This window comes from Delftia sp. JD2, from assembly GCF_001682645.1.
GTDB classification, from domain to species: Bacteria; Pseudomonadota; Gammaproteobacteria; order Burkholderiales; family Burkholderiaceae_C; genus Comamonas; species Comamonas acidovorans.
The window spans coordinates 46,099-66,904 of record NZ_LFJT01000008.1; the positions used below are offsets into that span (position 1 = coordinate 46,099).

General features: G+C 68.7%; 16 protein-coding genes. 10 read left to right on the forward strand and 6 right to left on the reverse strand.

The window, feature by feature from the left end:
- Positions 1-27 precede the first annotated feature (27 nt).
- The gene (locus ACM14_RS06520; protein WP_016446802.1) at positions 28-357 is read left to right on the forward strand and encodes an antibiotic biosynthesis monooxygenase; all 330 of its coding nucleotides are present in this window, start codon (positions 28-30) and stop codon (positions 355-357) included.
- Here the strand turns inward: ACM14_RS06520 and ACM14_RS06525 are convergent.
- Positions 342-1,436 carry a DUF72 domain-containing protein gene (locus ACM14_RS06525; RefSeq protein ID WP_065345728.1) on the reverse strand — a complete coding sequence of 365 codons (1,095 nt, stop codon included), beginning with the start codon at positions 1,434-1,436 and terminating at the stop codon, positions 342-344. The two genes, ACM14_RS06520 and ACM14_RS06525, sit on opposite strands and share 16 nt — an antisense overlap.
- Before the next feature lie 297 nt (positions 1,437-1,733).
- Here ACM14_RS06525 and ACM14_RS06530 point away from each other — a divergent pair, with 297 nt between their 5' ends.
- The 4 genes from ACM14_RS06530 (at position 1,734) to ACM14_RS06545 (ending at position 8,029) form a co-directional block, all read left to right on the forward strand.
- Positions 1,734-2,861 (forward strand): chromosome condensation regulator, encoded by a 1,128-nt coding sequence (locus ACM14_RS06530; RefSeq protein WP_065345675.1) that lies wholly within the window; start codon positions 1,734-1,736, stop codon positions 2,859-2,861.
- Positions 2,862-2,884: 23 nt separating this feature from the next.
- The gene (locus tag ACM14_RS06535; RefSeq protein WP_063326329.1) at positions 2,885-4,621 is read left to right on the forward strand and encodes a multicopper oxidase family protein; all 1,737 of its coding nucleotides are present in this window, start codon (positions 2,885-2,887) and stop codon (positions 4,619-4,621) included.
- Between the two features lie 179 nt (positions 4,622-4,800).
- Positions 4,801-7,161 carry a Tex family protein gene (locus tag ACM14_RS06540; protein ID WP_065345676.1) on the forward strand — a complete coding sequence of 787 codons (2,361 nt, stop codon included), beginning with the start codon at positions 4,801-4,803 and terminating at the stop codon, positions 7,159-7,161.
- A 28-nt stretch (positions 7,162-7,189) separates the two neighbouring features.
- The gene (locus ACM14_RS06545) at positions 7,190-8,029 is read left to right on the forward strand and encodes an HDOD domain-containing protein (RefSeq protein ID WP_043820881.1); all 840 of its coding nucleotides are present in this window, start codon (positions 7,190-7,192) and stop codon (positions 8,027-8,029) included.
- 20 nt (positions 8,030-8,049) lie between these two features.
- Here ACM14_RS06545 and ACM14_RS06550 read toward each other — a convergent pair whose 3' ends face one another.
- The 4 genes from ACM14_RS06550 to ACM14_RS06565 form a co-directional block, all read right to left on the reverse strand.
- On the reverse strand, positions 8,050-9,282 hold the full coding sequence (locus ACM14_RS06550; RefSeq protein ID WP_065345677.1) for an SEL1-like repeat protein: 1,233 nt from the start codon (positions 9,280-9,282) through the stop codon (positions 8,050-8,052).
- A 39-nt stretch (positions 9,283-9,321) separates the two neighbouring features.
- Positions 9,322-10,959, reverse strand: a complete 1,638-nt coding sequence (locus ACM14_RS06555; RefSeq protein WP_065345678.1) for a DUF4384 domain-containing protein — start codon at positions 10,957-10,959, stop codon at positions 9,322-9,324.
- Between the two features lie 239 nt (positions 10,960-11,198).
- Positions 11,199-11,522, reverse strand: a complete 324-nt coding sequence (locus tag ACM14_RS06560) for a hypothetical protein (RefSeq protein ID WP_224985943.1) — start codon at positions 11,520-11,522, stop codon at positions 11,199-11,201.
- Positions 11,523-11,719: 197 nt separating this feature from the next.
- A complete protein-coding gene (locus ACM14_RS06565; RefSeq protein WP_012205217.1) occupies positions 11,720-12,205 on the reverse strand; it encodes a hypothetical protein in 486 nt (161 codons plus the stop codon).
- A gap of 657 nt (positions 12,206-12,862) precedes the next feature.
- Between ACM14_RS06565 and ACM14_RS06570 the strand changes: the two genes are divergently transcribed.
- From ACM14_RS06570 to ACM14_RS06580, 3 genes are all read left to right on the forward strand, one after another.
- Complete coding sequence (locus ACM14_RS06570; protein ID WP_012205218.1) at positions 12,863-13,642, forward strand: response regulator transcription factor; 780 nt, start codon at positions 12,863-12,865, stop codon at positions 13,640-13,642.
- Between the two features lie 75 nt (positions 13,643-13,717).
- Entirely contained in the window at positions 13,718-14,659 is a 942-nt protein-coding gene (locus tag ACM14_RS06575) for a sensor histidine kinase (RefSeq protein WP_254662008.1), read from the forward strand.
- Between the two features lie 145 nt (positions 14,660-14,804).
- The gene (locus ACM14_RS06580; protein ID WP_065345680.1) at positions 14,805-17,420 is read left to right on the forward strand and encodes an AI-2E family transporter; all 2,616 of its coding nucleotides are present in this window, start codon (positions 14,805-14,807) and stop codon (positions 17,418-17,420) included.
- A 7-nt stretch (positions 17,421-17,427) separates the two neighbouring features.
- Here ACM14_RS06580 and ACM14_RS06585 read toward each other — a convergent pair whose 3' ends face one another.
- On the reverse strand, positions 17,428-18,564 hold the full coding sequence (locus ACM14_RS06585; RefSeq protein WP_065345681.1) for an iron-containing alcohol dehydrogenase: 1,137 nt from the start codon (positions 18,562-18,564) through the stop codon (positions 17,428-17,430).
- A gap of 277 nt (positions 18,565-18,841) precedes the next feature.
- Here ACM14_RS06585 and ACM14_RS06590 point away from each other — a divergent pair, with 277 nt between their 5' ends.
- Both ACM14_RS06590 and ACM14_RS06595 read left to right on the forward strand, forming a co-directional pair.
- Positions 18,842-19,846: an alpha/beta hydrolase gene (locus ACM14_RS06590; RefSeq protein WP_043820892.1), complete on the forward strand. Its 1,005-nt coding sequence runs from the start codon at positions 18,842-18,844 to the stop codon at positions 19,844-19,846.
- Between the two features lie 90 nt (positions 19,847-19,936).
- Positions 19,937-20,800: a YbgC/FadM family acyl-CoA thioesterase gene (locus ACM14_RS06595; RefSeq protein ID WP_065345682.1), complete on the forward strand. Its 864-nt coding sequence runs from the start codon at positions 19,937-19,939 to the stop codon at positions 20,798-20,800.
- Positions 20,801-20,806: the final 6 nt, after the last annotated feature.

The window sequence follows — 20,806 nt, forward strand, 5'->3', positions numbered from 1 at the left end:
CCCGCAGAACATGCCGCCCCGACCACGATGAGCCCCTTTGCCAACACCCCCGAGCCGCCTTACTACGCCGTCATCTTCTCGTCGCGCAGAACGCCGGACGACGATGATGGCTACGGCCTCATGGCCCAGCGCATGGTGGACCTGGCCGCGCAGCAGCAGGGCTTCCTGGGCGCGGAAAGCACGCGCGGCGAGGACGGTTTCGGCATCACCGTGTCGTACTGGTCCACGGCCGAATCCATTGCGCGCTGGAAGCAGGATGCCGAGCACCTGGTCGCCCAGCAACTGGGCAAGGACGCCTGGTACGAGCACTATGAGTTGCGCGTGGCCCGCGTGGAGCGCGCCTACGGCAAGCGCTGAATCCGGGCCGCCTGCGCTTGCACCACGGCCTCGGCCAGCAGCGCGATGGAGCGCGGCGCGCAGCCTTCGGCATCGTTGCTCACCGTCACAAAGGCGGGCAGCCCGCGGCTGGTGATGCCGTCGATGGTCTTGGCGAGGATGGAGCGCGTGTGCACATCGGGCGTGCGGATCTCGTCAAAGGGATCGTGCTTGGTTTGCGCATCGGGGTAGCCGTAGGCCCCGAACTCGCGGTTCAGGTTCCAGCGGCAGACCAGGGGGCTGGGCCACAGCCGCCGCAGAAAAACCAATTGCTCTTCGATGGGCGGCATCTTGCCGTGCAGCCCCAGGCAGAAGGTGGCGCCCGCAGCGCGCAGCGTGTCCGCCAGCTCGGGCGTCAAAAGCTCCGGGTCGCGCACTTCCACCGCCACGATGATCTGCGCGCCCAGCGGATGGGCGGCCAGCGCCGCTCGCACCGCGTCCAGCATGGCCTGCAGCCGCGCCAGCAGTTCGGTGGGACGGCTCAGCAGGCCCCAGGTCATGGGACTGAGCTGGAACACCAGCACGCCGAGCTGCTCGCCCAGCCCTTCGAGCGTGGGCTCGACGAAGCTGGTCACGGCCAGATCGGGTTGAAGGAACACGGGGTTCAGCGACATGCCCTTGCCATCCTCGTCGCGGACCTGCGCATCGGTGACCACCGAAGGGCACTTGACCACGAAGCGGAAATCGGCCGGCACCTGGCCCGCGAAGGCCAGGTACTGGCTGGCCGTCAACGGCCTCCAGAAGCTGCGGTCCACGCAGACCGTTCGCATCAGCGGATGCCGGCCATAGGCCTCCAGTCCCTTCTTGGCGAGCACGCTTTTGTCATAGGCGCCATCCCAGATCAAACCTTCCCAGCCCGGGTAGGACCAGGTGGAGACCCCCATGCGCAAGCCCTGCGGAAGCTGGTCCGCCAGCGCCTGCCATTGCAGGGCCTGGGGCGCCAGCTGCACGGCGCCGACGGCCTTGCGGGATGCCGGCTTGCTGCCGCCAGGCGGGACCGGGGCTGAAGAGGGTGGGGACGGCGGCGGCGAGGGCGGCGCGCCAAACAGATCGTCTTGCATGGGCTGGAGCATGGATTGTCCATGATGCCGCTGCGCCAGCGCAGCCCGCGTAGGCACTCAGGCCACGCAGGCCCCGGCCGCACTGGCGATGTGCCTGGAGGCCAATGCCGCGTCGCAGGCCTGGGGCGGTATCGATTGACGGAGCCTAAGGCGCTCTTGAGGAATCACAGTTTTCAGTGATTGCCACCCACCCGCTTCCTTTGAACAATCCGCACTGACACCTCACGGGCAGCTGTACCGCCGTGTCGGGGTGCCCCAAGACACGCGAAACACGCGAAACACGCAAAGGAGAGGGTGATGCTGACCATAGAACAGGTAGTGGCGGGCCCGCAGCGGTCCGTGCTCATCACATCGGAGGGCGTATTCGCCTGGGGCAATCTGGAGGTGTTGCGCACCCTGCCCGAAGGCGTGGATGCTGCCGAGGTCTGTGCGCCCGATGCCACGCGCATCGGCCACCGCAGCTTTTCCCAGCCCGTGCCCCAGCGCCTGAGCCCCCGTGGCACGCGTTGGGAGGGGCTGATGGACGCGGGCCATTCGCTGCTGGCCTGGGCGGATGGCCAGGCCTATGCCGTTGCGCCCCAGGTCCGCGATGCCGCGGGCGCCGTGCCCAGGCCTTTGGCATTGGGCCGGCAGGATGCCGGGGTGCGGCGCATCTGGGCGGGTGAGCAGCAGGCCTATGTGCAGGACCGCGAAGGCGCACTCTGGGGATGGTCGGATGCCATGCCCGGTGCGCAGCGCGTGCAGGGCCTGCCCTCCGTGCGCAGCGTGTCCGTGGGCATGGGCCATGCGCTGGCGCTGGATGCCAGGGGGCAGGTCTGGTCCTGGGGCGCCAATGCGGCTGGCCAACTGGGGCAGGGCGATCTGGTGCAGCGCAGCCGTGCGCAGCGCGTGGTGCTGCCGCAGGGCGCTGCGGCCGTGGTGGCGGTGGCGGCGGGGGCCACGCACAGCCTGGCGCTGGATGAGAAGGGGCGGCTGTGGGGCTGGGGCTCCAACCACCAGGGCCAGCTGGACCAGGGGCTGCAGGCGGCCTACAGCCCCGGCCCCGTGCGCATTGCCGTGCCTGAGCGCCTCAGCAGTCTGGCGGCGGGCCTGCATTTTTCGGCGGCGACCACGCAGGGCGGGCAGGTGCTGGCCTGGGGCTGGAATGGCCTGGGCCAGCTGGGCCAGGGCGATGCGGCACCCCGCGCGGGCTTTCACGCCGTGCCCGGCCTGGCGGCGGTGCAGCAGATCAGCGTGGGCGGCACGCATGTGCTGGCGCTGGAGCACGGCGGGCGCTGCTGGGCCTGGGGCGACAACCGCCATGGCGCCTGCCAGGGCGAGGACGGGGCCCAGGCCCAGTCCCGCCCCCATGCGCTGGCCTTGCACGCCCTCAATGACCTGACCGAAACCAACGCATTCGCCGGCACGGCAAAGGAGGCCCTGTGAAGCATCTGCACCAGGAGCATTCAATGCCTGCCCCGGGCCTGAACCGCAGGGCGCTGCTGCAATGGGGCGCCCTGCTGACGGCGGGCGCCGTGCTGCCCGGCTGCGGCGGTGGAGGCGGGCCGCGCGACGATCTGCCCGAGCCGCAGGCGCTGCGCTCCGTCAACGGCGTGCTGGAGCTGCACCTGAACGTGGGCTATGCATCCATGGACATGGACCTGCCGGACAGCGACATTGCGCGCTGGGCCCGCTATCCGGCCGATCGGCAGCCCGGGCGGCGTCTGGAGCTGCGCAGCTTCAATGGGCGATACACGGCGCCCACGCTGTGGTTGCGCCCCGGCGACACGCTGAAGATGTGGGTGCACAACCAGCTGCCGGCCTCGCCCCAGGGCTCGGACTGGGCGCTGCTCAACCACCAGAACAGCACCAACATGCATTTCCACGGCCTGCACGTGGACCCGCGCGAGATACGGCCCGGCGTGTTTGGCGACTACGTGGTGGACGGGCCGGATGCCGGCATCGCGCCAGGCGCCACGCGCTACCACGAGATCCATCTGCCCGACGACCACAGTTGCGGCATCTACTGGTACCACCCGCATCTGCACGGCGCCACCAATGCCCAGGTCTCCAGCGGCATGTTCGGCGCCATCATCGTGGCCGATGCGCAGGACCCGTTCCGTGCCAGCGTGAACATGCGCGAGCGCGTGCTGTTCGCCCACAAGCTCACCGTCAACGCCAAGGGCCGCACCGATACGCTGGAAGACTCGATGCAGAATCCGGCCGGCGCCTTTTTGCTCAACGGCGCCTACCAGCCCACCATCGTGATGCGGCCCGGCGAGGTGCAGCATTGGCACATTGTCAATCCTTCATCGTTCTACCCGCTGCATCCCGTGCTGGACGGGCATGTGATGAATGTCTATGGCCGCGACGGCAACCATTACGGCGGCATCTACCGGCCGCTGAGCCGGCAGACGGCCGGGCAGCCGCTGGACATGCGCGACTGGCCCGGCAACTACATCTACCCGGGCGGGCGCCTGTCCATGGTGGTGCAGGCATCGATGGCGCCGGGCGAGTATTTCCTGCGCGCGGCCGCGTGCCCGTCCTTTCACCGGCCAAGCGGCAACGAGCCCTTCGAGGAGGTGCTGGCCCGGGTGGTGGTCCAGGGCGAGCCCGTGCAGGCCCGCGTGCCCGACCCGGCCCTGCTGCGCCGGCCCGGCGACTACACTCCCATCACCGATGCCGAACTGGCCAGCCATGGTGGCGTGCAGCGCGTCCTGCGCCTGGCCGTGCTGGCCGACGACGAGGACAAGGGCGTGCGCGACCCGGCCCTGGCGCCCATGCCGGCCGGCGAGAGCTGGGTGCTGAAGGTGGGCGGCAACCGATCGGTGTTTGCGGTGGGCACTGAGGCCATGCCGCTGGGCATGTCGCCCATCCATTCCAGCCTCACGCCTGTGCAGACCGTGCCCTTCAATGCGGTGGAGGAGTGGACGGTCTACAACTACAACGGCTACCCGCATCCCTTTCACATCCACGTCAACGACTGCTATGTGGTCAGGGTCAACGGCGCGCCGGTGACGCCGTTCTGGGCCGACACCCTGCCCGTGCCGCCGGGCACGGGCAGCAGCGGGGCGGCGGGGGTCACCAAGGGCAGCATCACCTTTCGCATGCGGTTCGCGGATTTCCACGGCAAGTTCGTCTGGCATTGCCATGCGCTGGACCATGAGGACCTGGGAATGATGCAGATCGTGGATGTGCGGCCCTGAAAGCCGGGCTTGTCCTATCGGCCATTCCCGTGCCCTTCCGGCTTCATGCTGCAAGCCCTTGAATTCATTGGACTGCAAGAAATGCTTGCATTTGCGGGCGGGCCGTGAGCGGCCCGGCCCGAATCGCGTGTGGCACACTTGGCCGCTTTCCGGATTCCACGCCACGGGGCGCCTCTCGAATGCAAAAAATCATTGGCCAAATCGCCGCAGAACTGAATGTCAAGCCGCAGCAAGTGGGTGCTGCGGTCGAATTGCTTGATGGCGGAGCCACGGTTCCGTTCGTCGCCCGCTACCGCAAGGAAGTGACCGGCGGCCTGGACGACGCGCAATTGCGCCAGCTCGACGAACGCCTGGGCTATCTGCGCGAGCTGGAAGACCGCCGGGGCACGGTGCTCAAGGCCATCGACGAGCAGGGCAAGCTGACCGATGCGCTGCGCCTGGCCATTGCCAATGCGCCCACCAAGCAGGAGCTGGAGGACATCTACCTGCCATTCAAGCAAAAGCGCCGCACCAAGGGCCAGATTGCCAAGGAATTCGGCATCGAGCCGCTGGCCGACAAGCTGTTTGCCGACCCCACGCTGGACCCGCACAAGGAGGCCGAGGCCTTCTGCAAGCCCGCCACCACCCTGGACGACGGCAAGCCGGGCCCCGATTTCTCCACCACGTTCGCCGTGCTCGATGGCGTGCGCGACATCCTGTCCGAGCGCTGGGCCGAAGACCCGGCGCTGGTGCAGAAGCTGCGCGAATGGCTGTGGGAAGACGGCCTGCTGCGCTCCAAGAAGATCGAGTCCAAGAACGAGAACGACCCCGAGGTCGCCAAGTTCCGCGACTATTTCGAGTACGACGAACCGATTGGCCGCGTGCCCTCGCACCGCGCCCTGGCCGTGTTCCGCGGCCGCGCGCTGGAAATCCTCGAGGCCAAGCTGGTTCTTCCCGTGGAGCCCGAGCCCGGCCAGCCCAGCCTGGCCGAAGGCAAGATCGCCCTGCACCTGGGCTGGAGCCACGCCAAGCGCGCCAGCGACGACCTGATCCGCAAGTGCGTGGCCTGGACCTGGCGCGTCAAGCTGAGCCTGTCCACCGAGCGGGACCTGTTCTCGCGCCTGCGCGAAGACGCCGAGAAGGTGGCCATCAAGGTCTTTGGCGACAACCTGCGCGACCTGCTGCTGGCCGCGCCTGCGGGCCAGCGCGCCGTCATCGGCCTGGACCCGGGCATCCGCACGGGTGTCAAGGTGGCCGTGGTGGACAGCACGGGCAAGCTGGTGGACACCACCACCATCTACCCGCATGAGCCGCGCCGCGACTGGGACGGCTCCCTGGCCGTGCTGGCCCGCCTGGTCGAAAAGCACCAGATCAACCTGATTGCCATCGGCAACGGCACGGCCAGCCGCGAGACCGACAAGCTGGCGGCCGACCTGATCAAGATCGCCAGCAAGGCCGACCGCCAGATCGAGAAGGTCGTGGTCAGCGAGGCCGGCGCTTCCGTGTATTCCGCCAGCGAGTTCGCCTCGCAGGAAATGCCCGATGTGGACGTGAGCCTGCGCGGCGCCGCCAGCATTGCGCGCCGCCTGCAGGACCCGCTGGCCGAGCTGGTCAAGATCGACCCCAAGAGCATCGGCGTGGGCCAGTACCAGCACGACGTGAACCAAAGCGAGCTGGCGCGCCAGCTCGACGCCGTGGTCGAGGACTGCGTGAACTCCGTGGGCGTGGACCTGAACACGGCCTCGGCGCCGCTGCTGTCGCGCGTCTCGGGCCTGTCGGGCAGCGTGGCCAAGTCGGTGGTGCGCTGGCGCGATGCCAACGGCTCCTTCAAGAGCCGCAAGCAGCTGATGGACGTGGCCGGCCTGGGCGCCAAGACCTTCGAGCAGTCCGCAGGCTTTCTGCGCATCCGCGGCGGCGACAACCCGCTGGACATGACGGGCGTGCACCCGGAAACCTATCCCGTGGTCGAACGCATCATTGCCACCACGGGCAAGAGCGTGGACCAGCTCATGGGCCGCTCCGAGGTGCTCAAGGGCCTGAAGGCCGAGCAGTTCGTGAACGAGCAGTTCGGTGCCATCACCATCAAGGACATCCTGGGCGAGCTGGAAAAGCCCGGCCGCGATCCGCGCCCGGACTTCGTCGTCGCCCGCTTCAATGACGGCGTGGAAGACATCAAGGACCTCAAGGAAGGCATGACGCTGGAGGGCACGGTCAGCAACGTGGCCCAGTTCGGCGCCTTCGTGGACCTGGGCGTGCACCAGGATGGCCTGGTCCACGTCAGCCAGATGAGCCACAAGTTCATCGAGGACGCGCGCGAGGTCGTCAAGACCGGCCAGATCGTCAAGGTCAAGGTGCTGGAGGTCGATGTGGCGCGCAAGCGCATCAGCCTGACCATGAAGCTGGATGCGGCGCCCGCGCGCCGCGACGGCCCCCGTGACAACCGCTTCGAGAGCGCAGGCCGGGGCAGCCAGGGCCATCAGGGCGGCCAGCGCCGCGCGCCCGAGCCGGCGCAGCAGTCGGCCATGGCCTCGGCCTTCGCCAAGCTGCAGACCCGCAAGTAAGGCCGGGCAGGGCAAGGCAGGAAACGCGATGGCTGCGCACGCACTGGATCTGCAGACGCTGTTGACCCAGACGCTGGCCCTGCCGGCGCAGCCGCGCATTGTGGCGCTGCTGCTGCGCGAGCTGGTGCCCGAGCAGCCCAGCCTGCGCCGGCTGAGCCAGCTGTTCGCGGCCGACCCCGCGCTCGCTGCCGGGCTGCTGGCGCAGGCCAACGGCCCGGTCTTCGGCATGGCGGGCCGTGTCACCGGCATTCCGGAGGCGCTGGCCCTGCTGGCGCCCGCGCAGTTGCGACAGATCGTGCGGGGCATGCCGCTGGGCGTGGGCACCCATGCCGTGCCGGGCGTGGCCATGCCGGCCTTCTGGCGCTACAGCGTGGATGCCGCACGCGTGGCCCGCGCGCTGGCCGGCACGGTACAGGCCAGCCCCACGGCGGCCTATGCGGCAGGCCTGCTGCACGGGCTGGGCGAGCTGGCCATGCACATGATCGATCCCGGCCGCGCGGCCACCATCTCCGAGCTGGTCGGCCCGCTGGACCCGCGCCGTGCCGAACTGGAGATGCGGCTGTGCGGCTACGCATACAGCCATGTCAGCGCAGGCCTGGCCCGGCGCTGGAACCTTCCGCCGCTGCTGGCCGACGCGCTGCAGCACCTGCACGCGCCGCTGGCCCAGCCCGGCTTCGATCCCCTGGCCTGCGTGCTGCACATCGCCGCCTGGCGCGCCCGATCGCGCGAGGCGCAATGGGGCGAGCGCGCGCTGGCCGTGAGCTTTCCCGGCGAAGTGGGGGTGGCCCTGGGCCTGGACATCGACATGGTGCTGCGCCAGGACCCGGTGGACTGGATGGCCGACACGGGCCTGGATGTGCTGCTTTAGGGCAGGACCCGGGGCCTGCGTCAGTTCCGGTGCCAGGGCGCCGGCACCATGTCGAAAAGCGGCGTGGGGTCGCGCCGGTAGGGCGCAGGGCTGATGGGCGCCATGGGCTGCATGGTCATGGGGTCGATGCGTGCCAGCTGCTGCATCCAGCCAATGTCCACACCGCCGCCCTGTGCGGGGCGCGAATAGATCAACTCCAGCATGCGCCGCGATGCCACATGGCCGTGGGACGCCGCCTGCTGGTACAGGCGCAGGGCCTCGGTGTAGTTGGCCGGCACGCCTTCGCCACGGTGATAGCGCTGGGCCTGCTCCCACTGCTGCTGGGCCGTGACGGGCTGGCGCACCTGGATGTCCTGCTCGCTGGGCGAGCCCCGCAACTCCGGCGTGCGCTGCAGCCGTTGCGGCCCCTGCGCCGCAGGCGGGGCAGACGTGCCCTGGGCCGACACCAGCTGGCCCGCGGGCCGCATGCGGTCGCCCAGCATCTGCGCATTGGTCGCCGCGCTGGATGAGCGTGGCGCCGCCGCGCGGAACTGGCGCAGGGCGGCCTCGGGCTCGTCCTGCGCGAGCAGGGCCAGGCCCCATTCCAGCTGGGCGCCGGGGCTGCCCGAACGCGCCGCGCGCTGCAGCAGCTCCTGGTCGGGCGTGCCTGCCACGGTCAAGGCCTCGCCCACGGGCTCGGCCGTGGACAGCGGCGCCAAGCGCCGTGCCAGCAGCCATTCCAGGTATTGCGCACGGGCCGGGTCGGTCTTGGCCAGCTGGGCGATCCAGGGCCTTGCGGCCGGTGGATCGGGGGGCTGGCCGCAGCCGTCCATGGCGCACCAGGCCAGTCCCGCGCTGGCCAGCGGATGGCCGGCGCGCTGGGCACGCTCGAACCAGTTCCTGGCCTGTGGCCCGTCCTGGGCCATGGCAATGCCATGCAGTGCCAGCAGGCCCATGACCCATTGCGCCTCGCGCTGCGTGGCTGGGCTCACGCCCTTGCCTTCGGCGCGGCTGCGCAGTTGGGACAGGGCCCGTTGCTGGGCGGTATCCGAGGTCGAAGTGATGTTGCTGGTGCCCGGCTGGGAGCCGTACACGCTGGCCGTCGCCACCCGGATGGGCATGACCGGCGTGAAGCGGGCTGCCGCCTGCACATGCGGCAGCACGGCGGGCGCCAGACCGGGCAGCACCACCAGCAGCCCGGGCAGCACAAGCCTGGCGGTCAGGCGCAGCCCGCGGCGCCGCCGCGGCGAGGTTTCATGAGCGCTGGAGGGCATGGCAGGTGCCTCTGGTTGGCTTGTGTTCCGCACCGTGCATCAGCGCTTGGCCTGGGCCGGCACCACCTGCCAGAAGCGGGCCGAGCCGGTGTACCCGTCTGCGCCCAGCGAGCTGGCCATGTACTGGTTGACATCCTCCAGGGAGCGCATGCCCGGGATGGCGATGAAGGCCTTGCCCTGCAGCAGCGTGGGCAGCTTGTCGGTCATGTTCTGCTCGGTGGCGAAGCAGGCCACGCCTTCCTTGCCGGGAGGGCCGGCGTTGATCACATAGCCGGGGTTGGGGCTCATCCAGTCGGGCAGGCGCACGGACTGGGCGGCGGTGATCCAGCCCGAGCGGTTCACGTCGTTGGGCACCAGCCGGGTGACCTCGCCATCGGCGCCCGCCATGAAGCACGACAGGTAGGAGGCACGCGACACGGTGGTGGACAGGAAGAGCTGCTCACCCGTCTCGAAGGAGGTGCGGGTGGGCGTGATGTTCTCCACCCACAGGTCCAGCTTGCGGTCGGGCGCGGGGGCGCCGTAGCGGTAGTCGCCCGTGCCCACGGCCACGTTCTCGGAGGCGGTGGTGACCGGCGCAGCGCTCTTGGTGTTCCAGCCGATGCGCGTGATGTGCCCATCGGCGCCCACGGCCACGAAGTCGCGCAGTGCGCGTTCATAGGTGTTGAAGTCCACCACGCCGTTGACCACCATGCCGCTGTCGGCCTGGAAGCGCCCTATGGCCTCGCGCCACTGCGGGTTGCCTGCGGTGAAGGCCGGGGCGTCCGGCGGCAGATAGCCCTTGCTGATCAGCGACTGGCGCACCAGCTCCTGGTGGATGCCGGCTTCGCCTTCCTCGTACCAGTCGCGCAGCTGGCGCTGGAAGTCGGGGTGGGTCTGGTCCAGCGTCAGGCACTGCCAGTAGGGCAGGCGCGACCATTTGCCCAGCAGCTCGATCATGCCCAGCTCGACCAGGGTGCGCACGGCCGGGCCCGAGCCCTGGGCATAGTCGCGGCCCACGCTGAACTGCACGCCGTAGGAGCCGATGCGGCCGGACAGGTCCAGCCCCTGGCTGCCGTTGCCGATGACGACCTCGTTGGCCGAATCCAGGCCCGGGATGATGGTGCGCGTGCGGAAGTCGCCCAGGTGCAGCTCCATGCCCAGCACGGCGCCGCTGCGGTTGGCGCTGTAGCCGGTTTCCAGGCGCGAGGCGCTGGTGCCTATGTCCACGTTGTTGCGCAGCACGTTCTGGTCCATGAAGGACACGGCGCCCGACACATACAGGGCGGGACGCTGCAGCTGGATCTGGTTGTTGTTGAGCAAGATGGTGGTGAGGTTCTGCACCGTATCCTGGCGGGCGATGTCCACCTCATAGTCCACGTAGCGGAAGGCACTGCTGACGCGCGACATCTGGGACAGGGCGGTGACCACCATCTCCTTGGCGGCCACGGCCACGCGGCCCGAGTAGTCGGGCAACTGCTTGCTGGTGATCAGCACCGTGGGCATGTGGCTGTTGCGAAACATCCTGTCCATGCACATCAGCGAGTCGGAAAAGCTCGATATCGAGCGCACCGGCCGCACCACGGGGCGGTCGGCCGCATAGACCTTGTCCAGGTACTTGGCGTCCTTGCGTGCATCCAGCGGCGCGCAGCCCGACAGCAGCACGATGGAGGCAGAGACGGCGCAGGCAATGGCCCGCATGCAACCCTGTCTGCCGGACCATCGCTGGCGGAAAGTCCCACGGTCGTCCGCATGGCCGCCGAGTGCCGGCTGCAGCGCGGCATCGGGGCGGGGAAGTCCTGGCGATGGAAGGCGGTTGCGCATGATGGACCTCTGCTGGAAAACGGCGAGCCAGGGCACAGGCGCGCACGGGCGTCGGCGCCGGAAATGGGGGATCGAGAAATGGTGGGCGGCCCGAAGGCTGGCCGCCCGGTGTCGCGCTAGCGGCAGACGTTGACCAGGTCGCCCTTGAGGACCACGATCTGGTCCTTGGTCTGGGGCCCGTAGCGGTTGAATGCGCTGGCGTTGGTGTTGCTGGCCAGGTCCTGGGTGCAGGTGCGCTGCATGCCCGTGCTGCTCGTCGTGGTCGTGGTCACCACGTTCGCCTCGGTGGAGATACCGGGCGCATTGGTCATGGACATGGCTTCGTAGCGCGCGATCTTGGCCTTGACATTGATGGGGATGTCGGTGACGGTGTCCAGCCCCGACGATGTCGGCTGCTTGGCCGTGGGCAGCCTGAGGTAGTCGACGGGCTTGTTCAGCACCACCGGGTCTTCGCCGGGGGCCGCTGCATGAAGGGGGTTCGCTCCGAGGGCGAGCCAGGCCAATAGGGCAGCCGAACAGAGATGGGCGGCGGTGTGCATGGTGGGCTCTCCTGGTGCGGTGAGCTGGGTCTTCGCCGGGAAGGTGCCGCCGGGTGGCCTGGGGCCGCCCGGCAGTTTCCTTCGTCCGGCAGCCAGGCTCAGTGGTTGTTGTAGCAGGTCACGCAGCCGTTGTTGCTGGAGATGTTCTGCACTGCCATGGAACCGTTGCCGGCGTAGTTGATGATGCCGGAGTTCTTGGCAGCCACCACCTGGATCGAAGTGCTCTTCACGTCCACTTCGCCATAGTTGGAGGCCAGGTTGTTGACGGCCACTGCGCTATAGCCATCGGCCTTGTTCAGGATGCCGCTGCCGGTGGCTGCGACGACCTGCAGCGAGCTGCCACTGCGATCGATGGTCACGTTGCCTGCATTGCTGGCCAGGTTCTGGGAGGCCTTGCCACCACCCGTTGCCACGTTCAGCACGCCGCTCCTGTTCAGCAGGGTGACCTGAACGCTGGGGCCATTGATTTCGATCTGGGAGCTGCTGCTGCCGCCGCCGCTGCCGCCACCGCCGCCACCACCCATGGGGCCTGCCATGGCAGCTGTTGCGATCAAGCTCAGGGAAAGAATTGCAAGCGATTTCATGATGGCTCCTTGATGAAGAATCGGACTATCAGGAAGAGGTGTGTAAGCACCCGTTTTGCAGACACTTTGCGGAGGTTTCCGGCTTTGTCTCCCTGGACCCCTGCTCGTTGTCTGGACTCCAATGTGCTCGGGGAGATCCGTCCGTTCCATCTCTTGTCCGGGGTAGCCATGAGCGCTGATCCACTTGCCGGGTACTTACCCACCCAAGCCGTTTGCAGGCAGGCTGCATCGCGTTAAAGCGTCAGCCGTGCGCGATGAATGGATCTGGGTAGTTTCAAGGTGTAACGACAGAAAATTTACGGTTGCAGCTTTGCTTGGGGCCGCCGTTTCGGCGGGTGCGGTGGCTTTTGGGCAACCTGGTGTATCGAAGTGCACGCAACTGAGGCCGGCGGCGGCAACAAAGGCGGGATCGGCCTTTGTCACAGGGCGGGATTGGAGGCGCGGTGCGCGGTGGCTGGATCCGCAAGATCCGCCGGGCCGGCGCTCAGGAAACTCCGTAGTCGATTCCTCACACAAAGGTGTTAATTTGTAATCTACGCAATCTTTCACAAACTTCGTCAAAGATTGTGGATATCGGTTGCGATTTCTCTTAATGTGGAAAGGCAAGTCTGTGATCGGTTGCGTCATACACATGGCGTGACATTTGAGGAGAGCAGCATGAATCCATCCGACGTTCCCGCCGATGCCCGACCCCTGATCGCCGAGTCCCCTCGCGCCCAGGGCATGCTGGGCACAGGTCTGAGCTCTGCCATGTGGCCCGACTACCTGGCGGGCCAGCCCGACAAGCCCGTGCGGGTGCTGCTGGTGGACGACGATGCCCATATCCGCATGGTCATTGCGCAGGAAATCATGAACGACCCGCGCACCCTGGTCGTGGCCCAAGCCGGCAGCGTGCGCGACGGGCGCAAGGCCATCCGCCAGCATGAATTCGACGTGATGCTGGTGGACCTGAACCTGGGTGACGGCGAGGGCTTCGAGCTGCTGGACATGATGAAGACCGTGCGGCCCACGGCCGAGGCCGTCATCATCTCCGTGATGGAAAACGACGAACAGGTGCTGCGCGCCTTCGAGCTGGGCGCCACGGGCTACCTCGTCAAGAACTCCTGGTTCGGCAACTATCCGCAGGCCGTGCTGCAGGTGGCCAATGGCGGCGCATCCGTCACCCCCAGCCTGGCGCGCAGGTTGCTGCAGCGCTTCGACAAGACCCAGGGCGCCGAGCCCAAGCGCCGCACGCCCGACGAGGCAGACCGCCTGTCCACCCGCGAGCGCGAGGTGCTGCGCATGGTGGCCAGCGGCTACACCAGCGCCGAGATCGGCTCGCGCCTGATGATCAGCGCCATGACGGTCAACACGCACATCAAGAACATCTACCGCAAGCTGCAGGTGCGCACACGCGCCCAGGCGGTACGCTTTGCATCGCTGCGCGGCCTGTTCTGATCCTGGGGCGGCGTCCTGCCCGCAGCGGTCTGCCGCCGCCCGGGCCATGGCGGCCGCGCCTGGCACGGCTTGGCCATGAAAGATCCCCTTCGCACGCTGGCCATCTGCCTGGCCCTGGGCCTGCTGCAGATGCTGGGTCTGTGCGCCTGGCTCTGGCAGGCGGGCGCCCAGGCCCCGCCGTGGCTGAGCCTGGCCAGCCTGGCCCTGCTGGTATCCACGGCGCTGCTGTGCGCCATGGGCGCCCGGCGACTGCACAGGCTGCTGCTGTGGCGGCGCCGGCGCAGTCCCCGGCCCTCGCGCGAAGTGCAGGCCGAGCGCCGGCGCATTGCCGCCGACCTGCACGACGGCGTGGGCGGGCTGCTGGTGCATGCCATGGCCTTGCTGGACCCGCGCGAGACCCGCCAGCGCCAGGCGCAGGAATTGCTGGAGCAGGGCTTGCTGGACCTGCGGCTCATGGTGGATGCCATGGACGCCATGGAAGACGCCTTGCCCGTGCGGCTGGCGCGCCTGCGCCACCGGCTGCAGCCCGTGCTGGACCGGCGCGGCATGCGCATCTGCTGGAGCGTGGCCGATCCGCATGCCGCCGCCGGGCTGCGCGGGGTGCCGGACCTGCCAGTCTTGCAAGACCTGCCAGACCTGCCGCGTGGCCAGCCGTCCCAGCAGTTGCTGGCCATCGCCCAGGAGGCCGTGAGCAATGCGCTGCAGCATGCGCGCGCCACCACGCTGTGGCTGGTGCTGGAGCCGGTGGATCGTGCAGATGCTGCAAGCCCTGGCCGCGATGCCCGGCGTGCATTGCACTGGGAACTGCGCGTGGAAGATGACGGCTGCGGCCTGCCTTCCGATCCTGGCCCCGGCCCCGGCCCTGGCCCTGGCCGTGGCCCTGCGCAGGGTGCCATCCCGCTTGGCCTGCAGGGCCTGGGCCTGGCAGGCATGCATCGCCGCGCCCATGCCATCGGGGCTGTGCTGGATATCCTGCCGCGGGCCGGTGGGGGTACCGTGGTGCGTGTGCGCTGGTGATCGGGCCGATGCGCCGGCGGCAACGGCGTTCCGGCAATTGCGGTGCTCGCTGACAGGGCAGGCCTGCGGCGCGCTGTGCAATCCCCCGATATGCGGATGTGAGGCAGTATCCATACCTGCATCCAAGCCCTGACATCCCGTTTCCATGAACCCACATTCCGACCCTGCGCCGTCGCCTTCACGGCAGGCCCTTCCTGCCGCCGCCGAAGGCGGCAATGCTGCCAATGCAGCCGCTAATTCCGCCGCCCATGCCGCCACCCATGCCGATTTCGCGCGCAGCGTGCGTTCGGCACTGCCGGGCCTGGCACAGCTGGCCGACATGGTGCCTGCGCTGCGCCTGCTCACCGGGCTGCTGGTGGCCAGCATCGTCATTGCCGGCCTGTATTTCGGCCAAGGGCTGCTGATTCCGCTGGCGCTGGCGCTGTTGTTCGGTTTTTTGCTGGATCCGGCCGTCTCCCGGCTCAAGCGCTGGGGCATGCCGCGCATGGCGGCCACGCTGCTGGTGGTGGTCATGGCGCTGGCGACGCTGGCGGGAATGGGTACCTATCTGGGCAGCCAGGTGCAGCAGCTCAGCGCCGATCTGCCCACCTACCAGAACACCATCCGCGACAAGCTGCGCAGCCTGCGCAGGAACGCCAACATGCCCAGTGCCTGGGACGGCGCGCTGCGCACCTATGACACCGTGGAACGCGAGATATCGCGCGGCGCCACCACGCCCCGCGTGCAGAAGGTGGAGATCCAGTCGCCCGAGCAAAAGCCCACGGCGCGCATGCTGCAGTGGCTGGGCCGCGTGGCCGAGCCCGTGACCATGGCCGGCATCGTGCTGCTGTTCGTGATCCTCATCCTGCTGGACCGCGATGACCTGCGCGACCGGTTGCTGCGCCTGATGGGCGGCAACCTGCACGTGGCCACCGACGCGCTGGACGAGGCCTCGCAGCGCATAGGCAAGTACCTGCGCATGCAGTTCGTCGTCAACATCACCTACGGACTGCCCATGGCGGCGGGGCTGTGGTTCATTGGCGTGCCGGGCGCCATTCTCTGGGGCGTGCTGGCGGCCATCATGCGTTTCGTGCCCTATGTGGGGGCCATGATCTCGGCCGCCTTCCCGCTGGCGCTGGCCTTTGCCGTGGACCCGGGCTGGCAGATGCTGCTGATGACGCTGGGCCTGATCATGGCGCTGGAGCTGATCAGCAACAACCTGATCGAGCCCTGGCTGTATGGCAGCAGCACGGGCCTGTCCACGCTGTCCATCATCGTGTCGGCCACCTTCTGGACAGCGCTGTGGGGGCCGATAGGGCTGATCCTGTCCACTCCGCTGACGGTCTGCCTGCTGGTGCTGGGGCGCTACATCCCGGCGCTGCAATTCATGGAGGTGCTGCTGGGCAGCTCGCCCGTGCTGGGGCCGGCTCAGCGCCTGTACCAGCGCCTGCTGGCCGACGACGTGGAAGACGCGGTCACGCTGGCGCATGAACTGGTGGACGCAAGGCTGCCGGCGCGCGCCTCGGCGGACGAACGCTCGGCCGCAGTGGCCGGTTTCTATGACGAGGTGGCCATCCCCGCACTGCGCCTGGCCACGCAGCAGCACCTGGAATCGGCCACGGCCGAACACCGGCTGCGCCTGTCCAGCGGCATGGATGCCCTGATCGAGGAACTGCGCGAAAGCCATCCGCCGCCCGCTGCGGCCCTGGCCACGCGCGCCCTGCGCATCCATTGCGTGGGCGCGCGCTGGGAGGTCGATGCCCTGGCAGCCGCGATGGTGGCGCACAGCGAGGCGCTGCGCGGCCACGTGGTCAGTTGCTCGGACTGGGCTCTGGCCGCCGACCCGCAATGGCGCCAGCTGGGACCGGGGCAGGGCGGCCTGCCGCAAGGCCACGCAGGAGCCCAGGCGCTGGCCGAGGCGCAGTTGCTGGTGCTGTCCGTCTTCAGCACCCAGCCCCAGACCGTGGTGCGCCAACTGATGCGCCGCGTGCGCCGCCATTGGCCGCACCTGCGCGTGGTGCTGGCGCTGTGGAATGCGCCGGCCGTGGTGTCCGACCCCGAGTTCGCGCGCCGCTGCGGCGCCGCCGCCTGCGTGTCCGGCCTGCGCGAGCTGCAGTTGTGGGTGGATGCCTTGCGCCTGCCTGACGCGGCAGGCCAGGGCCTGGCCGCGCCCATTCCCGATGACGACGCGCAGCGCGTGCGCCAGCTGCACGACAGCGGCGTGCTCGGGCCCGGCCTGCCGTCGCTGTACCACGAGGCAGCCCAGCAGGCCGCCAATGCCTTCGATGTGAAATGGGCCCAGGTCTCATGGGTCGATGCCGACCGCGTGCACACGCCCGGCAGCCTGCTGGTGGCGGACCAGGGCGACCCGGCTTCCGCCGGCATGCCGCGTGCGCAGTCCATCTGCTCCTACGTGGTCCATGGCGGTGACGCCCTGGTGGTGCATGACGCCACGCGCGACCCCCGATTTGCCGGCAACCCCGCGTTGCAGGCGATGCGGCTGCGCTTTTACGCGGGCGTGCCGCTCAAGAACCGCCACGGCACGGTGCTGGGCAGCTTTTGCATCATGGACGACGCGCCGCGCGAGGTCTCGGCGGCCGATCTGGAGCTGCTGGGCGTCATGGCCGAGCAGTTGATGCAGAACGTGGAGGTGCGCCGGATGATGGAAGCTGGCGCAGCGCCGGCTCCGGTGCAGACTTCGGCACAAACTCCGGCGCAAGTGGCATCCCAAACAACACCCCAGCCTCCATCGACAACACCCCAGCCTAGTGCTGGCGGCTGAGTCCCGCTTACAGCGAGGTGGCCAGCATCTGCTCGTAGTCGTCGGCGCTGGCCAGGCGCGGGTTCGTGCCGTGGCAATGGTCCTTGAGCGCGCCGCCGATCACGGCTGCAAACTGGGCGCGCTCCACGCCCATGGCGGCCAGGCCCGTGGGCAGGCCCAGGCGGGCGTTCATGTCGCGTATGGCTTCGGGAATGTCGCTGCCCGAGTCCAGGCCCATGGCGTGGGCCATGCGCTGCAGGCGCTGTTCGGCGCGCACGCTCTCTGCCTCGGCATTGAAGCGCACCACGGCGGGCAAGAACATGGCGTTCAGCGTGCCATGGTGCAGGCGCGGGTTCACGCCGCCCAGGCTGTGGCTGAGGCTGTGCACGCAGCCCAGGCCCTTCTGGAAGGCCATGGCGCCCTGCATGCTGGCGCTCATCAGCTGGCGGCGCGCCTCGGCGTCCTGGCCGTTGCGCGTGGCGCGCTCGATGTGGGCCCAGCCGCGCGTGAGGCCATCGAGCGCAATGCCGTCGGCAGGCGGGTTGAAGGCCGCCGCCATGAAGGTCTCCATGCAATGGGCGATGGCGTCCATGCCCGTGGCGGCCGTCAGCATGGCGGGCAGGCCGTAGGTCAGTTCCGGGTCGCAGATGGCGGCACGGGGCACCAGGTGCCAGCTGTGAAAGCCCAGCTTGCGGTGGTCGTCCACGATGATGATGGCGCCGCGCGCCACCTCGCTGCCCGTGCCGCTGGTGGTGGGTACGGCGATCAGCGGGGCCACGCGCTCGCTGATGCGCGGCGAGCCGCCCTGGATGGTGGCGTAGTGCGATAGCGGCCCTTCGTGCGTGGCTGCAATCGCCACGCCCTTGGCGCAGTCGATGGCGCTGCCGCCGCCCACGGCGATCAGGCCGTCGCAGCGCTGCTCCTGGTAGATCGCAGCGGCCGCGCGCACGGCGGCCTCGGTGGGGTTGGAGGGCGTCTGGTCGAACACCGCATGCGGCATGCCGCCCAGCGCATCCAGCGCCTTTTGCAGCACGCCAGCGGCCTTGACGCCCTGGTCGGTGACGATCAGCGGCCGCGTGATGCCCACGCGCTCGCACTCCTGGCGCAACAGGCGCACGGCGCCGAAGTCAAACTGGATCTGGGTGACGTAGTTGATGAAGGCCATGGTCGGTGACTCGTTGCGGGCCGCTGCGGCCCATGGTGGGGATCAGGGGGAGTGCGCCGAATCTAGACCGCGCGTGCTGCACTGCAAACAAAGCAAACCCTGAGAGGGCGCTGCGGCGGTCACGGGGGCGACAGCGCGGGCATGCACTGCCATCGCATGGCTGCCAGGGCCTTGTGCTCGCGGCACAATGCCTGCTGCGCCGTGCCTGGTCGGCCGCACCTCGCCGGTCCCACCGAATTGCCTTGCCAGATAGTCGCTACCGAACCTGTCCCTGAACGTGCTCCTGAACGTGCCCCAGACTGAATCCTCCTCCCATGCCACGCCGCTGCCGGCGTCCCTGACCCACCAGATGCGCGATGTGCTGCGCCGCATGGAGCGCGCCGCGCGCACGCCTCTGCACCAGCTGGGCGCCGAAGGCGCACGTGCCGCCTACGAGGCGGGGGCCGGCGTGCTCGAAATTCCCAAGCCGGTTCTGCCGCGTGTCGAGGATCTGCAGATTCCCGCGCGCGATGGCGCCTTGCTGCCCGCGCGGCTCTATGCGCCCGTGGAGCGCAGCCAGGCGCCGGCCACGGGCCTGCCCGTGCTGCTGTACCTGCACGGCGGCGGCTTCACCGTAGGCAGCGTGGCCACGCACGACGTGCTGTGCCGCCAGTTGGCCCATCTGTCGGGCGCCATGGTGGTCTCGCTGGACTACCGGCGCGCGCCAGAGCACAAATTCCCCACGGCCCACAACGACGCCTGGGACGCGCTGCAGTGGCTGGCCGCGCAGGCGGCCTCGCTGGGCGCCGACCCTGCGCGCCTGGCCGTGGGCGGCGACAGCGCGGGCGGCACGCTGGCCGCAGCCTGCGCCATCCATGCGCGCGACACCGGCCTCAAGCTGGCCCTGCAACTGCTGATCTACCCGGGCACGACAGCGAACCAGGACACCGACTCGCACCGCCGCTTCGCTCACGGGCTGGTGATCGACGAGCCGGCCATAACCTGGTTCTTCGCCCAGTACCTCAACAGCCCCGCCGACCGCGAGGACTGGCGCTTTGCCCCGCTGCTGGCGCCTGACGTGGACGGCGTGGCCCCGGCCTGGATAGGCCTGGCCGAATGCGACCCGCTGGTGGATGAGGGCGTGGAATACGCCGACAAGCTGCGCATGTCCGGCGTGCCCGTGGACCTGGAGATCTACCGGGGCGTGACCCATGAATTCGTCAAGATGGGCCGCGCCATTGCGGAAGCGCGCCGTGCACATGCCGACATGGCGCGCGCCTTGAGCGACGCCTTCGCGGCCTGAAGGCCAAGACGCACCAAAGCACCCCAAGACACCCCAAGACACCCCAAGACACCCCAAGACACCCCAAGACAACAGGAGAGAAACACCCCCATGCAACGCCAAGATTTCCGCACGCTGCAACGCATCGAAGTGCGCTGGTCCGAAGTGGACGCCCAGAAGATCGTCTTCAACGCCCACTACCTGATGTACGCCGACGTGGCCGTCACCGACTACTGGCGCCAGCTGGGCCTGCCCTATGAATCGTCCTTCGCGGCCCTGGGCGGCGAGCTGTTCGTCAAGAAGGCTACCACCACCTACCACGCATCGGCCACGCTGGGCGACGTGCTGCATGTGGGCATACGTTGTGCCAGGCAGGGCAATACCTCGCTGCTGTTCGAGGCCGGCATCTTCCGCGGCATGGAACTGCTCAACACCGTGGAACTGGTCTATGTGTTCGCCGATGCCACCACGCGCCAGCCGCTGCCCGTGCCGCAGCAGCTGCGCGACGTGCTCACGGCCTATGAGTCCGGCCAGAGCGTGGTGCGCGTGGCATCGGGCAGCTGGAACGACCTGGGCCGCGACGCCGAGCGCCTGCGCCTGGCCGTGTTCGTGCACGAGCAGGGCGTGCCGCGCGAGATCGAGATCGACGAATTCGACCCCGTGGCCCGCCACGCCGTGGTCTACAACGGCCTGGGCCAGCCCATTGCCACCGGCCGCCTGGTCAGCGACAGCCCGGGCGCGGGCAGGATCGGCCGCATGGCCGTGGACCGCAGCGTGCGCGGCGGCCGCTGGGGCCGCATCGTGCTGGACAGCCTGGTCGAAGCCTCGCGCCAGCGCGGCGACCGCGAAGTCGTGCTGCATGCGCAGCGCCATGCCGAGTCGTTCTACCTGCGCGCGGGCTTCACGCCGGAAGGCGAGCCCTATGAAGAGGCCGGCATTCCCCACATCACCATGAGGAAAGTGCTCACCGCCTGAGCTGCA

Coding starts and splice junctions, on each gene's coding strand:
- ACM14_RS06520 (WP_016446802.1), top strand. CDS start 28: ATGAGCCCCTTTGCCAACACCCCCGAGCCGCCTTACTACGCCGTCATC.
- ACM14_RS06525 (WP_065345728.1), bottom strand. CDS start 1,436: ATGCAAGACGATCTGTTTGGCGCGCCGCCCTCGCCGCCGCCGTCCCCA.
- ACM14_RS06530 (WP_065345675.1), top strand. CDS start 1,734: ATGCTGACCATAGAACAGGTAGTGGCGGGCCCGCAGCGGTCCGTGCTC.
- ACM14_RS06535 (WP_063326329.1), top strand. CDS start 2,885: ATGCCTGCCCCGGGCCTGAACCGCAGGGCGCTGCTGCAATGGGGCGCC.
- ACM14_RS06540 (WP_065345676.1), top strand. CDS start 4,801: ATGCAAAAAATCATTGGCCAAATCGCCGCAGAACTGAATGTCAAGCCG.
- ACM14_RS06545 (WP_043820881.1), top strand. CDS start 7,190: ATGGCTGCGCACGCACTGGATCTGCAGACGCTGTTGACCCAGACGCTG.
- ACM14_RS06550 (WP_065345677.1), bottom strand. CDS start 9,282: ATGCCCTCCAGCGCTCATGAAACCTCGCCGCGGCGGCGCCGCGGGCTG.
- ACM14_RS06555 (WP_065345678.1), bottom strand. CDS start 10,959: ATGCGGGCCATTGCCTGCGCCGTCTCTGCCTCCATCGTGCTGCTGTCG.
- ACM14_RS06565 (WP_012205217.1), bottom strand. CDS start 12,205: ATGAAATCGCTTGCAATTCTTTCCCTGAGCTTGATCGCAACAGCTGCC.
- ACM14_RS06570 (WP_012205218.1), top strand. CDS start 12,863: ATGAATCCATCCGACGTTCCCGCCGATGCCCGACCCCTGATCGCCGAG.
- ACM14_RS06575 (WP_254662008.1), top strand. CDS start 13,718: ATGAAAGATCCCCTTCGCACGCTGGCCATCTGCCTGGCCCTGGGCCTG.
- ACM14_RS06580 (WP_065345680.1), top strand. CDS start 14,805: ATGAACCCACATTCCGACCCTGCGCCGTCGCCTTCACGGCAGGCCCTT.
- ACM14_RS06585 (WP_065345681.1), bottom strand. CDS start 18,564: ATGGCCTTCATCAACTACGTCACCCAGATCCAGTTTGACTTCGGCGCC.
- ACM14_RS06595 (WP_065345682.1), top strand. CDS start 19,937: ATGCAACGCCAAGATTTCCGCACGCTGCAACGCATCGAAGTGCGCTGG.